The sequence below is a fragment of the Amycolatopsis jejuensis genome (genome assembly GCF_000717335.1).
Classification (GTDB): Bacteria; Actinomycetota; Actinomycetes; order Mycobacteriales; family Pseudonocardiaceae; genus Amycolatopsis; species Amycolatopsis jejuensis.
In genome coordinates, this window is record NZ_JNYZ01000016.1 from 53,972 (window position 1) to 67,136 (window position 13,165).

The window sequence follows — 13,165 nt, forward strand, 5'->3', positions numbered from 1 at the left end:
GGACAAGCGGAGAGGCGATGGCGATGGCGCGAGCGCGCTGGAGAGCCGGACTGATCTTCCTGACTTCTGCGGTGGTGGCGGCGCTGGCGCCCGCGGCTCCCGCACTGGCCGATACGGCCCCTGACCTCGCGAAGTGGGTCAACCCCTTCGTCGGCACGCGCCCGGGCGGCGCGGACCACGGCACCGGCGGCGGCGCCGGGAACACCTTCCCCGGCGCGGTGGCACCGTTCGGGATGGTGCAGTGGAGCCCGGACACCAAGAAATCCCAGCCGGGCGGCTATTTCTACGATGACAACACGCTCACCGGGTTCAGCCTCACGCACCTGTCGGGCGCGGGCTGCACCACGTACCAGGACCTGCCGTTCATTCCGTTCGTCGGCGAGGTCAGCACCTCGCCCGCGACCGATCCGGGCCACTACACCTCTAAATTCTCGCACCAGAACGAACACGCCACCGCGGGCGCGTACGACGTCACCCTCGACAGCGGTGCAAAAGTCGAGCTCAGCGCGACCCAGCGCACCGGGTCCGCGCGCGTGACGTACCCGGCGGGCGCGGCGTCCACGTTGCTGGTCAACACTTCCGGCTCGATCAACGGCACCGACGACGCGTCGATCACCATCGGCAAGGACACCATCAGCGGATGGGCGACCAGCGGCCGGTTCTGCGGGGCCCGGAACACCTACCGCGTGTACTTCTCGGCGAAGTTCGACACCCCGTTCGCGTCCGTGGGGACGTGGAAGAACGGCGCGGTGACGCCGGGTAAGACCGCGGAAACCGGTGGGGCGAAGGCGAAAGTCGCGCAGCCCAACGGGATCGGCGCAACGCTGGCGCGGCCGGCGGCGGCGAAGCAGCAGGACACCACGGTGAGCGGGCCGGGCAGCGGCGGGTACGTCACGTTCCCGAATCTCAACGGCGCGCAGGTGAACGTCCAGGTCGGACTGTCCTTTGTGTCCGTCGACGGCGCGAAGAACAACCTGCGGGCGGAGAACAGCGGGAGGAAGTCGTTCGACGCCGTGGCCGCGGGTGCGCGGAAGGCGTGGAACGACCAGCTCGGCAAGATCAAGGTGAGCGGCGGTACTGACGCCGACACTGCGACGTTCTACACGTCCCTGTACCACTCGCTGATCCAGCCGAACGTGTTCTCCGATGTGGACGGACGGTACATCGGTTTCGACGGCCGGATACATCAGGCCGAACGCGGCCATGACATGTACACCAATATTTCCGGCTGGGACATCTACCGCTCGGAAATCCCCTTGCTGGCCACAATTGATCCGAAGCAGACGTCGGATCTCGTGCGGTCGATGATGGCGTACGCCGAACAGGGCGGCTCGTGGGACCGCTGGACCGTCGCGAACGATTACACCGGCGTGATGAACGGCGATCCGTACCACATCATCGTTTCCAGTGCCTACGCGTTCGGCGCGCGGGACTTCGACGCGCAGAAAGCGTTGCTGCTCATGATCAAGGGCGCAACGCAGCCGACGCAGGGCTACGTCGAACGGCCAGGTCTCCAGGATTACCAGCGGCTCGGCTACGTACCCGGTGCAGCGGCGGACACGCTCGAATACGCAAGCGCGGACTTCTCCATTGCCCAGTTCGCGAAGCGGCTCGGCGACGGCGCGACGTACACCACGTTCATGAAGCGCGCGCAGAACTGGCAGAACCTCTACAACCCCGGCACCGGTCACCTGCAGCCGCGCAATGCGGACGGGTCGTTCTCGGCGGGTTATGACCCGTCCAGCTCGCAGGGCTGGGTCGAGGGCAACGGTGCGCAGTACGACTGGATGGTGCCGCACGACCTGGCTGGGCTCATCACGGCCTTCGGCGGTAACAACGCTACCCAGTCGCGTTTGGACACTTTCTTCACCAAGCTGAACGCCGGAACCCATGAGCCGTATGCGTTCCTGGGCAACGAGCCGAACTCGAACGCACCGTTCGTGTACTCGTTCGCGGGTGCTCCGGCGAAGACACAGAACATTGTGCACCGGGCGATGAACGAGCTGTACAACCCGCGTCCGGAGGGCCTGATCGGCAACGACGACCTTGGCCAGATGTCGTCGTGGTACGTGTGGTCGGCGCTCGGCGTGTACCCGGAGATCCCGGGCCGCGCGGAGACCGTGCTGACCACGCCGCGGTTCCCGCACGCGGAGCTCACCACCGGTGCGGGCAAGAAGATCACCATCAACGCGCCGGGTACCGGTGTCTACGTCGGCAGCTTGAAGGTGAACGGGACTGCGGCCGCGAAGGCGTGGCTGCCGGAAGGGTTCATTTCCTACGGTGGCAAGCTCGACTTCACCCGCTCCGAGACGGCCACGTCATGGGGTGCGGCTGCCGCGGACGCGCCGCCGTCGTTCCGTGACCAGGAGAAGCCGAGTCTGTCCTTTGTGGACCCGGCACGCGTGGTCGTACCTGGAGGCACGACCGCAACCGCGAAGGTCGGCGTGCAGGATCTGTCCGGGAGCGCGAAGACCTGGACGTACAATGCGGGTAGCGCCGACGGCATCACGCTGTCGCCGTCGACCGGCTCCGTGCAGGTTCCGGCGGCGGGCAAGGCATCCGCCGACGTGACGGTGAGCGTGCCTGCCGGGACATCGGACGGTCCGCGCCGGATCCCGGTCACGTTCTCGTCGCCGGGCGTCTCGGACGTGCAGGCCGTGCTCACCGTGCTGGTCGCGAAGCCGAACAGCTGGCTGGCGACGGTGAACAACGCGGGGATCTCCCCGGACGCGAACTCGTCGGCAGCGAACTTCGACGGCGGCGGCTGGAGTTATTCGGCGGATGCGCTGGCCAAGGCCGGGGCAAAGCCGGGCGGCACGGTGTCGAGTGACGGGCTGAACTTCACCTGGCCGTCGTACCCGGTCGGCGATCCGGACAACGTGACGGCCGCGGGCCAGACGATCAACCTGTCCGGTTCCGGGAGGCTGTCGCTGCTCGGTTCGGCGAGCAACGGCAACGCGCAGGGCACGCTGACGGTCACCTACACCGACGGCAGCAAGTCCACCGCCACCATCGGGTTCTCCGACTGGACCCTCGGCGGCGGCAACGCGCAGCCCGCGTTCGGCAACCGGATCGTGCTGTCCACGCCGTACCGCAACTCGGCGGGCGGGGACCCGCAGCAGATCCGCACGATGGTGTTCGCCACCGCGCCGATCACGCTGGACGCGGGTAAGACGGTGGCCAGCGTGACGCTCCCGTCGAGCGTCAGCGGCGGCGATCTGCACGTGTTCGCCATCGCCGCGGGCTGATCGTTTTTCGGTCCGTGAAGGGAACCATCACGGAATACTATTCCGTGATGGTTCCCTTCACGGCATTGAGCGAGGAGGGAATCCCATGAGGAGCAGGGTCCTGGCGGGGGCGCTCGCGCTCGCCGTCACCGCTGCCGCGCTCACGCCGGTGGCGGCGCAAGCCCGTCCCGGCGATCCATTGGACGCGGTGAACACGTTTATCGGCACACAGGACGAGGGCAATACTTTCCCCGGCGCGTCGGCCCCGTTCGGTATGGTGCAATCAAGTCCCATCACCAGCCATTACGCGGGATATCTCTATACCGACACGGCGATCCGCGGGTTCGGGCACTTCTTCCTGTCCGGCGCGGGCTGCTGGGAGCAGGGCGGACTTGTGTCGATGCTGCCCACTACCGGCGTGGTCGGCCCGGGTGCGGCGTTCGACACCAACCGCGCCGGGACCTTCGACCAATCCGCGTATGCCGCGCCTTATACCCATGAAGGCGAGGTCGGCAAGCCTGGGTACTACAAGGTGCGTCTGACCGGGTACGGCGGCATCGACGTGGAGACCACGGCGAGCACCCGCAGTGGCGTCGAGCGGTACTCGTTCGCGAAACCGGGTCCGGCCAACGTGTTCGTGAACGTCGGGCAGGCCAATGCGAAGGAGCCGGTGAGCGGCAGCAGTATCCGGATCGTCGACGACCGTACTGTCGCGGGAACCGTTGCGTCACAGGCGTTCTGCGGCGGGAAGCCGTACACCACGTACTTCACCACGAAGTTCGACAAGCCGTTCTCCTCTTACGGCACCTGGTCGCCGGAAGGTGGCACGCCCGGCAGCCGCTCGGCGGAGGGCGGCGCGGGCCTGCGTGGCGCGTGGCTGACCTTCCCGGACGGTGGCCAAGTCACTGCGACCACGTCGATTTCCCAGGTGGACGCTCGCGGTGCCGACGGGAACCTGGCGGCGTCGAGGGTACGTCCGTTCGACGACGTGAAGGCTGACGTCCAGCGCGCGTGGCGGCGGGAACTGTCCAGTGTGGACATCGCTGGCGGAACCACGGACGACCGCACGGTTTTCTACACCTCGCTCTATCACGCGTTCCTGCAGCCACTGACCGGCAACGACGCGGACGGGCGGTACTACGGGTTCGACAAGAAGATCCATCGTGCGGTAGGGTGGACGTATTACGACTTCTTCTCTTTGTGGGACACCTACCGTTCGCAAAACCAATTATTGGCATTGCTGAAACCTGACCGTGCGCGGGATGTCGCGAAGAGCATCCTCGCGATCCACGACCAGGGCGGGTGGCTTCCGCGCTGGGCGTACGCGAGCCAGGAGACCAACACGATGACCGGCGACCCGGTCACGCCGTTCCTGGTCGACCTGTGGCGGTTCGGCGCGCTCCGGGGCGACGAGGTACAGGCGTATCAAGCGCTCCTGCAGAACTCGCGCGAGATTCCGCCTGCCGCGTCGCCGTTCCAGGGCCGCTCGGGCAATGCGAGCTACCAGGCCGATGGATTCGTGCAGTACGACCCGGACTTCCCGAAGAAAGGACAGGACACCGACCCGAACCACGGCGCCTCCGCCACGCTCGAGTACGCCCTTGCCGACTGCTCCCTGTCGGTGATGGCTGCTGCGCTGGGCCGCCACCGCGACGCGAAGGAATTGGCCGCGAAGAGCCGTACGTACGCGACGCTGTGGGACCCGTCGGTCACCGACCGCGGGTTCACCGGCTTCTTCCGCCCGAAGGCCGCGGGCGGCAGCTGGTACACGCCGAGCGACGGCCCGTACAGCCCGCAGGGTCAGGACGGCTTCCACGAGGGCACGGCGTGGCAGTACCAGTGGCTGGTGCAGCAGGACGTACCCGGACTCGTCGCGAAAATGGGTGGCGCGGCCAATGCGGGTAAGCGGCTCGACGATTTCTTCGCCTACGACGACCTGGTGAAGGACCCGGCGAAGACCGCGCACGAGAAGTGGGTCGTCGGACCGTATGACTATTACCGCCAGTTCCGCTACAACCCCAACAACGAGCCCGATCTGCACTCGCCGTGGATGTACACGCTCGTCGGGCAGCCGTGGAAGACGTCCGCGGTGGTGCGGGCCGCGCACACGCTCTTCACCAACGCCCCGCACGGCGTCACGGGCAACGACGACCTCGGCACCATGTCCGCGTGGTATGTCTTCAGTGCGCTCGGCCTGTACCCGGCGGTCCCGGGCACCGGGAACGTCGTGCTCAACGCGCCGCGATTCGCGAAATCCGTGCTGCATCTGCAGAACGGCCGCGACGTCACCATCAACGCGCGCGGGGCGAACGGGGCCGAACTGCAGTACGTGTCGGGCTTCCGGGCCGGTGGGCAGGCGTCGGACCAGACCTTCGTGAGCTTCGACCAGCTACGCCGCGGGACCACTCTGGACTTCACGCTCACCCGTGACGCGGCGAAGGCCACGTGGGGAACATCACCCTCGTCCGCTCCGGCTTCCCCTTGTGCCGGTTAGTGTTCGCTTGTGGACAGTGCGTGAAGGCCGCCTCCCGGATCTTGGGATCGGGAGGCGGCTTTCTGCGTCAACCGGGCATTTGCCGCACGTTCACCCGCAGCTGGTCCAGACCACTGGTGATCAGCTCGTGATCAGCCTCACCGCCCCCGGTGTTCCGGTGAGGGCGGTCACGCCTCACACTGGTCACAGACCCGTCCGACAGCGCTGTTGACCCGGGGTGGCCAGGCCCCCTCCGGTAGTGCGTCGGACGAGTTTTTTGTGTGTGCAGACCGCACGCGCATCGGGTGACGCACAGGAGGATGTCGTGTCCAGCAAGGCCGCTCTCGTGTTCCGCGTGGCCGCAGTCGCCGAGGCTCTGTCCTGGCTCGGCTTGCTGATCGGGATGTTTCTCAAGTACGGCGTCGACGCTTCCGGCCAGGGCGGCGTACCCGTCCTCGGCATGGTGCACGGCGTCGTCTTCGTCCTGTACGTGATCATCTCCCTGTCCGTCGCCAAGCCGCTCGGCTGGCGCCCGAAGACCCTCGTCCTCGCGCTGCTGGCGAGCATCCCGCCGCTGTTCACGTGGTTCTTCGAGAAGTGGGCCCTGCGCAACGGCAAACTCGACGGCCCCCAGCGACTGACCCACGGCGGCGTCGGCCTCTTCGACCGCGCCCCGGAGCCGGTGAACGCCTGATCTTCCCCGCGGCGGGCCCGTTCCGACCTTCGTGGTCGCACGGGCCCGCTGTGCTATTCGCACCTGCCGCTCGATGAGGCCGAGGTCGATGTCCGTCACCGCGACGGTGGCGGCTTCGCGGCGCGCGCGGCCGTTGGCGGTGATCGCGATGGTGTCGGCCTCTTCGACTGCGTCCCGGAGCCGGTGTACGCCCGGGCTTCCGTCGCAGGTGCTATTCGCTGAAGTCGCCCGCGGATTTGCGGACTTTGGTGAGCAGGTCGGTCAACTGCTCGACCTGCCGCTCGGTAAGCCCGGTGAGGCCGAAGTCGATGTCCGTCACCGCGACGGTGGCGGCTTCACGGCGTGCGCGGCCGTCGGCGGTGATCTCGACGAGGGTGGTGCGCCGGTCGGTCGGGTGCGGTACTCGCTTCACGAGGCCGTCGCGCTCGAGGCGGTCCACTATGTTGGTCACACTGGTGGGGTGCAGCTGCAGCCGTTCGCCCATCACCCGCATCGGGAGCCGTGAGTTGCGGGAGAAGGTGAGCAGCACCAGCGCCTCGTAACGAGCGAAGGTGAGGCCGTGCGGTTTCAGTGCGCCATCGACCGCCGACTGGATGATCTGCTGCACCCGCATCACACCGGTGACCGCGGCCATGGTTCCGGCGGGACCGATCCGGTCCTTCCAGAGCTCGGCGGCACGGGCGATCGGATCGAACGGCAGCGGACGGTTCATGACAAGCGAAGCTACCAGCGGGTACCCGCATGGCGGCGATCGCCCTGCTCAGCGCGGGAAATCCGGTCGGGAGAAAGGAAGCAGACATGATCGTGGCGTTCAGCGTGAGCCCTTCGAGCGGCGATGCGGAGGGCGGGGTGAGCGAAGCTGTCGCGCGTGCCGTGAAGGTGGTCCGCGCGTCCGGCCTGCCCAATTCGACGAGTTCGATGTTCACCGAGATCGAAGGCGAGTGGGACGAGGTGATGGCCGTCGTAAAGCAGGCCGTCGAAGCCGCGGGGGAGGGGGCGGCACGCGTCGGGCTGGTGCTGAAGGCCGACATCCGGCCCGGGTACGACGGTCAGCTCACCGCGAAGGTCGACCGGGTCGAGGCGCACCTGCGCGAAGGCTGACTCACGGCAGCGGCGGCGTGAAGGCGACGGTCCAGCGGCCCTTCGCGGTCGTCACGGCGAGCCGGTAGCTGAACGGCGTACCCGATCCGGTCTTGCCGCTCACCACGGCGGTGCTGGGGGAGCGCTCGTCGGGCGTCAGCTGTACGGCGATGTCGCGTGCGTTGTCGTCCTTGAGGACGCGGACGTAGTCGTCGGCGAGGTCGCTGCCGCCGGAACCGGGGACGTCGAAGAGTGCGGCGAGGGCGTCCGCGTCCCGTCCGGCCAGTGCGGCGGTGAGCTGCTCGCGCAACGCCGGCGCGGACGGCGCGCCCGGGTCCTCCTGATGCGTGATCAGGACGGTGACGCCGACGACCCACCCCGCACCCACCACGACGGCGGCCACGACCGCGCCACCCCGCCGGCTCAGCATTCCGGGCCTCCCTGGTCGTCCCCGCGGGAGAGCATGCCCGGTCCGCAGTGGTCCTGCCAACGTGAACTGCGCCGCCGCGTCGTGCCAGGATGGAGGTGTGACACACCCACGCGGATCTGCAGCGAACTCAGCGGCCCTGTCCGCCGCATTGTCCGGCGCGGTCGACCTGTCCGCGCTCAAGGCAAGGGCGGAGGCCGGCCGGAACCAGCCCCCGTCCCCGCCCCCGCCTCCTTCCGACGGCTCGGCCCCGCCGTCGTCGGGCGCGGTGCTGGACGTCAGTGAGGCCACTTTCCAGGCCGACGTCGTCGAGCGCTCGCTCAACCAGCTCGTGGTCGTCGACCTGTGGGCCGAATGGTGCGGGCCCTGTAAGCAGCTCAGCCCGGTACTTGAGCGGCTCGCCGGGGAGGCCGGTGGGGCCTGGGTGCTGGCGAAGGTCGACGTGGACGCGAACCCGCGCATCGCGCAGCTCTTCGGCGCACAGTCGATCCCCACCATCGTCGCCATCGCAGGCGGCCAGCCCGTCGACGCGTTTTCCGGCGCCCTGCCGGAGCCGGAGATCCGCAAGTGGCTGGGCTCCCTGCTCGACGCACTCCGCGACAAGCTCCCGGGCATCCGCGCCGCCGAGGAGGCCCGCGGCCCGGTCGAGGAGCCGGAGGACCCGCGTTTCACCGAGGCCGAGGACGCTTTCGAGCAGGGTGACTACGCCGCCGCGCAAGCCGCGTACGAGCGCATCCTGGACGCCGAGCCCGCGAATGAGCTGGCCAAGAACGCGCTGGCGCAGGTCAAGTTCGCCGTCCGCGCCGAGGCGGCCGATCCGAGCGCTCGCGCGAAGGCCGAAGCCAACCCCGGCGATCTCGACGCCCAGCTCGCCGCCGCCGATCTGGAGATCGCGGAGCAGGACGTCGAGGGTGCCTTTACCCGGCTGGTCGACGCAGTCCGCCGCACCACTGGCGACGACCGCAACCGGGTCCGCGAGCATCTGGTTGCCCTCTTCGACCTCTTCGACCCGGCTGATGAGCGGGTCGCGAAAGCACGCCGCAACCTGGCCAGCGCGCTCTTCTGAGCCGCTGAGTTCAAGTCCGTGAAGGGAACCATCAGAGAATCAGATTCCCTCATGGTTCCCTTCACGGACTTCAGGCGTATCGCTGAGAGCAGACGGACGAGCCTTCCAGGTAGCCGCGCCGGAGTGCTTCCACCCGGTCGAAGCCGTTGTCCGGGCGTCCGCCGTTGACGTCGGCCGAGACCAGGCCGTCCGGCCGCAGCAGGTCCGCGATCGCCTCGTCCAGATCGCCCGACGACAGCCGCAGGCGGCCTTGCCCGGGATGGCTCGTGAACTTCGCCCAGGCACCGACCAGACACGCCGTCCGCAGCCCGGCGTTCGGGGTGTCGATCGAAGCGCCGGCGCCCTTCTGGATCCCGATCGCATAGCGTGACGCGAGTTCCGCAAACGCCGCGAAATCGCCCAAGCCGCCACCTTGCCGTCCGGCCTGTTCGGCTTCCTGGTCCATTGGCTCGGCCAGCTCCTGCAGCCGCTGCAGGTTGAAGTTCACGGTGTTGTCGTTCGCGCAGTAAGACGCCGGCGGGGTGCTCGGTCCGCCGGGGCAGCTGCCGCTTCCCGGGGTGAACTGTGGTGCCGCCACCCCGGCGCCTTTGAAGGCCTCGTCCAGGCTGGCCTTGAGCAGGGTGAGCCGGCGTTCGTCGAACTTGGTGTCGCCCTTGCCCGTGTCCTGCTGGTCGAAGGGGCGTTCCGTCAGCCGCGCCTGCACGTTCTGCGCGTTCATTCCCGCGCATTCCTTCGGACCCTTCTCGAACCCGGCCTGGAAGGCGAACGTGCGGTCGAAGGCCGTGCCGTGGGCTTGCTTGTCCGTGCCGCTCGAACCGGCCTGGTCGCGGATGAAGAACATCGCGGCCATCACCTGGTCCAGGCCCTCGGCCGTGGAAACGCGGTAGAACTTGCTCTTGCCCTCGGCCACCCAGCGGAAGTAGCCGCCGGCGAAACAGTCCGCCTGCTGCTCCTTGACCACCGTCGGCGTCGCCTTCGAAATCCCTGCCTGCGGACCCAGCCGGTACTGGATTGCGTGGCCGAACTCGTGTGCCAGGACGGTAACCACCGACATCGGGCCGAAGCGTTTGCGCAGCATCGGCAGCAGTACGCCGCGGTCCCAGGCGACTGAGTCGTCGCCTGCGCAGTAGAACGCGTTCACCAGCTGCCGGACGCTGCCGCACCCGGTCTTCTCGGTGTCGCGTCGCGAGTCGTACGACAGCAGCGACGAGACCGGCTTGAACTCCTTCCCGCCGAAATCCGCGGGCAGGGTTGCGCCCCAGTACGCCTGGACGTCGGCGATCGCGGCCGTGGCCAGCCGGTCGTCCTCGGTGCCGCCGGCGCCGCGGACTTGCAGGTCGGGCTTGGGTGCGCCGGGCTGGAGGCCGCTTTCGAAATGCGTCACCGGCAGCCCGGCGACGTTGCCTGCGCCCGGCGTGGCCACGGGCGTCTTCTCCCCGCATGCGGCCGTGGCCAGCACTGCCGTCACGACCAGCGCGACCAGCGCGTTCCGGCGTCCCCCGTGGCTCATGATCCCCCTCGTCCGGCTGATGTCCGACCGGACATTACTGACCTGGTCCGGCGTCCGCGCGGACAATCCCCGAACCGGCCGGATATCGTCGCTAACCATGCGTGCAGTCCGCCGGTTCACCGTCCGCGCCAGCCTGCCCGACCCGCTCGCCGGGCTCGGTGCGCTCGCCACCAACCTCCGCTGGACGTGGCATCCGCCCACGCGCGACCTGTTCGCCTCGATGGACGCCGAGCTGTTCAACCGCATCCGCGACCCGCTGCGGATGCTCACCGCGCTGTCCCCGGACCGGCTCGAGGAGCTCTCGAAGGACGAGGACTTCCTCCGCCGTACCCACGAGGCCGCCGCCGACCTGGAGCGCTACCTCACCGAACCGCGCTGGTACCAGCGGCGCAGCGACGACGGCCTGCCGCAGGCCGTCGCGTACTTCTCGATGGAGTTCGGGGTCACCGAGGCGCTGCCGAACTACTCCGGCGGCCTCGGCGTGCTTGCCGGGGACCACCTCAAGGCGGCGTCCGACCTCGGCGTGCCGATGGTCGGGGTCGGCCTGCTGTACCGGTCCGGCTACTTCCGCCAGGGGCTGTCGCTCGACGGCTGGCAGGTCGAGCACTACCCGGTGATCGACCCCAACGCCTTCCCGCTGGAGCTGGTGACCGACGAGGGCCGTCCGGTGCTGGTCGAGGTCGCCATGCCGGGCGGGCGCGACCTGCGGGCGCAGATGTGGCGGGCCCGCGTCGGCCGGATTCCGCTGCTGCTGCTCGACACCGACATCGAGGCGAACGACGAGGACCTCCGCCCGGTCACCGACCGGCTCTACGGCGGCGACGCCGACCACCGCATCCGGCAGGAGATCCTGGCCGGGATCGGCGGTTTCCGCGCGGTGCGGAAGTTCTGCGCCCTCACCGGGCATCCGCAGCCGAAGGTGTTCCACACCAACGAGGGCCACGCCGGTTTCCTCGGGCTGGAGCGGGCGCGCGAGATCATCCAGTCCGACGGCCTTGCCTTCGACGAGGCGCTACCCGCGGTGCGCGCGGGCACGGTGTTCACCACGCACACGCCGGTCAGCGCGGGAATCGACCGGTTCCCGGTCGACCTCGTGCAGCGGTATTTCTCCGACGGCAGGCTCGTCCCGGACGTCGACGTCCGCCGCGTGCTGCAGCTCGGCGCGGAGGACAACCCGGGCCTGTTCAACATGGCGCACATGGGTTTGCGGCTCGCGCAGCGGGCGAACGGCGTGTCGGAGCTGCACGGCCGCGTCACGCGCCGGATGTTTTCCCGGCTGTGGCCCGGTTTCGACGACGACGAGGTGCCGATCTCGTCGATCACGAACGGCGTGCACGGGCCGACCTGGGTCGCGCGCGAGCTGAGCGCGCTGCTCGGCGGCAACCACGAGGAGTTCGGCCACGAGGGCCGCACGCCGGAGAGTTCGCTGCGGGACGGCGTCAGCGACCATCAGCTGTGGGAACTGCGCCGGGAGCTGCGGGAGAAGCTCGTCGGCGAGGTCCGGCGGCGGGTGCGGGCGGCGTGGATGCAGCGTGGCGCGTCGGCGCTGGAGCTGGGGTGGACGGACCGCGTTTTCGACCCGGACATCCTCACCGTCGGCTTCGCCCGCCGCGTCCCGACGTACAAGCGGCTCACCCTGATGCTGCGCGACCCGGACCGCCTGCGCGCGCTGCTGCTCGACGAAAAGCGCCCGATCCAGATCGTGATCGGCGGGAAATCGCATCCCGCGGACGAAAACGGCAAGCAGCTGATCCAGCAGATCGTGCGGTTCGTCGACGATCCCGCGGTGCGCCACCGCATCGTCTTCCTGCCGGACTACGACATGTCGATGGCCCGCTACCTCTACCGCGGCTGCGACGTCTGGCTCAACAACCCGGTCCGGACCCTCGAAGCTTGCGGCACTTCGGGCATGAAGTCGGCGCTCAACGGCGGTCTGAACCTGTCGATCCGCGACGGCTGGTGGGACGAGTGCTACGACGGCTCCAACGGCTGGGCGATCCCGACCGCGGACGGCGTCACCGATCCGCTGCGCCGCGACGACCTCGAGGCCGCCGCGCTGTACGACCTGCTGGGCCAGCAGATCGCGCCGCTGTACTACGACACCGGCGCGGACGGCGTACCCACCGGCTGGCTCGCGATGGTGTGGCACACGCTCGAAACGCTGGGCCCGCGGGTGCAGGCGTCGCGGATGGTGCGGGAGTACGTGGATTCGGGGTACCTGCCCGCGTCGCGCATGGTCGCCGCCGCCACCGATTTCGGCCACCGCGGCGCGCTTTCACTGGCCGACTACCGGATCAAGCTGGAGGTCGCCTGGCCGCGCGTGCGGATCTTCGACGCCGAACTCCAGTACGACCGCACCGAACGCCTCGTGGTGGGCACCGAGATCACCATCCGCGCCCGCATCGACCTAGCCGGGCTGGAACCGTCCGAAGTGGACATCCAGGCGGTGGTGGGCCAGGTCGGCGACGGGGACGAGCTCGCGGATTCGGTGCTGGTCCCGATGGAACCGGACGGTATCGGCGCCTTCGCGGCCACCCTGCGCCTGCCGCGCGCCGGTTCGGTCGGCTACACCGTGCGGGTACTGCCGAAGCATCCGCTGCTGGCCAGTAGCGCGGAACTTGCGCGGGTGGTGCTGGCCTGACCAAAGCACCCCAATGCCACATTGGTTGCGTGTGACGCACCGAATGC

At 68.6% G+C, this 13,165-nt stretch carries 9 protein-coding genes; 6 read left to right on the forward strand and 3 right to left on the reverse strand.

Annotated elements, in window-relative coordinates; all coding sequences use genetic code 11:
* The first annotated feature begins 17 nt into the window (after positions 1-17).
* The 3 genes from OO71_RS22960 to OO71_RS22970 all read left to right on the forward strand — a co-directional run bounded on the left by OO71_RS22960 (position 18) and on the right by OO71_RS22970 (position 6,394).
* Positions 18-3,248 (forward strand): GH92 family glycosyl hydrolase, encoded by a 3,231-nt coding sequence (locus tag OO71_RS22960; protein WP_245633753.1) that lies wholly within the window; start codon positions 18-20, stop codon positions 3,246-3,248.
* An 85-nt stretch (positions 3,249-3,333) separates the two neighbouring features.
* Positions 3,334-5,721, forward strand: a complete 2,388-nt coding sequence (locus OO71_RS22965) for a GH92 family glycosyl hydrolase (RefSeq protein ID WP_033291926.1) — start codon at positions 3,334-3,336, stop codon at positions 5,719-5,721.
* A gap of 304 nt (positions 5,722-6,025) precedes the next feature.
* Positions 6,026-6,394 carry a DUF3817 domain-containing protein gene (locus OO71_RS22970; RefSeq protein WP_033291927.1) on the forward strand — a complete coding sequence of 123 codons (369 nt, stop codon included), beginning with the start codon at positions 6,026-6,028 and terminating at the stop codon, positions 6,392-6,394.
* 211 nt (positions 6,395-6,605) lie between these two features.
* Here the strand turns inward: OO71_RS22970 and OO71_RS22975 are convergent, their stop codons facing one another.
* Complete coding sequence (locus OO71_RS22975; RefSeq protein WP_033291928.1) at positions 6,606-7,106, reverse strand: MarR family winged helix-turn-helix transcriptional regulator; 501 nt, start codon at positions 7,104-7,106, stop codon at positions 6,606-6,608.
* A gap of 86 nt (positions 7,107-7,192) precedes the next feature.
* Between OO71_RS22975 and OO71_RS22980 the strand changes: the two genes are divergently transcribed.
* Entirely contained in the window at positions 7,193-7,495 is a 303-nt protein-coding gene (locus OO71_RS22980; RefSeq protein ID WP_033292016.1) for a thiamine-binding protein, read from the forward strand.
* Position 7,496: 1 nt separating this feature from the next.
* On the opposite strand, the gene OO71_RS22985 is transcribed toward OO71_RS22980, so the two are convergent.
* Complete coding sequence (locus OO71_RS22985; RefSeq protein ID WP_033291929.1) at positions 7,497-7,904, reverse strand: hypothetical protein; 408 nt, start codon at positions 7,902-7,904, stop codon at positions 7,497-7,499.
* 97 nt (positions 7,905-8,001) lie between these two features.
* Here OO71_RS22985 and OO71_RS22990 point away from each other — a divergent pair, with 97 nt between their 5' ends.
* Entirely contained in the window at positions 8,002-8,967 is a 966-nt protein-coding gene (locus OO71_RS22990; protein WP_033291930.1) for a tetratricopeptide repeat protein, read from the forward strand.
* A 70-nt stretch (positions 8,968-9,037) separates the two neighbouring features.
* Here the strand turns inward: OO71_RS22990 and OO71_RS22995 are convergent, their stop codons facing one another.
* Complete coding sequence (locus OO71_RS22995) at positions 9,038-10,477, reverse strand: neutral zinc metallopeptidase (protein ID WP_033291931.1); 1,440 nt, start codon at positions 10,475-10,477, stop codon at positions 9,038-9,040.
* 97 nt (positions 10,478-10,574) lie between these two features.
* On the opposite strand from OO71_RS22995, the gene glgP reads away from it, so the two are divergent.
* On the forward strand, positions 10,575-13,118 hold the full coding sequence (gene glgP / locus OO71_RS23000; RefSeq protein ID WP_033291932.1) for an alpha-glucan family phosphorylase: 2,544 nt from the start codon (positions 10,575-10,577) through the stop codon (positions 13,116-13,118).
* Positions 13,119-13,165: the final 47 nt, after the last annotated feature.

What these genes read in the sequence shown, in the direction of transcription:
- OO71_RS22980 (WP_033292016.1), top strand. Translation starts at nt 7,193, where the DNA reads ATGATCGTGGCGTTCAGCGTGAGCCCTTCGAGCGGCGATGCGGAGGGC.
- OO71_RS22995 (WP_033291931.1), bottom strand. Translation starts at nt 10,477, where the DNA reads ATGAGCCACGGGGGACGCCGGAACGCGCTGGTCGCGCTGGTCGTGACG.
- glgP (WP_033291932.1), top strand. Translation starts at nt 10,575, where the DNA reads ATGCGTGCAGTCCGCCGGTTCACCGTCCGCGCCAGCCTGCCCGACCCG.
- OO71_RS22985 (WP_033291929.1), bottom strand. Translation starts at nt 7,904, where the DNA reads ATGCTGAGCCGGCGGGGTGGCGCGGTCGTGGCCGCCGTCGTGGTGGGT.
- OO71_RS22965 (WP_033291926.1), top strand. Translation starts at nt 3,334, where the DNA reads ATGAGGAGCAGGGTCCTGGCGGGGGCGCTCGCGCTCGCCGTCACCGCT.
- OO71_RS22975 (WP_033291928.1), bottom strand. Translation starts at nt 7,106, where the DNA reads ATGAACCGTCCGCTGCCGTTCGATCCGATCGCCCGTGCCGCCGAGCTC.
- OO71_RS22960 (WP_245633753.1), top strand. Translation starts at nt 18, where the DNA reads ATGGCGATGGCGCGAGCGCGCTGGAGAGCCGGACTGATCTTCCTGACT.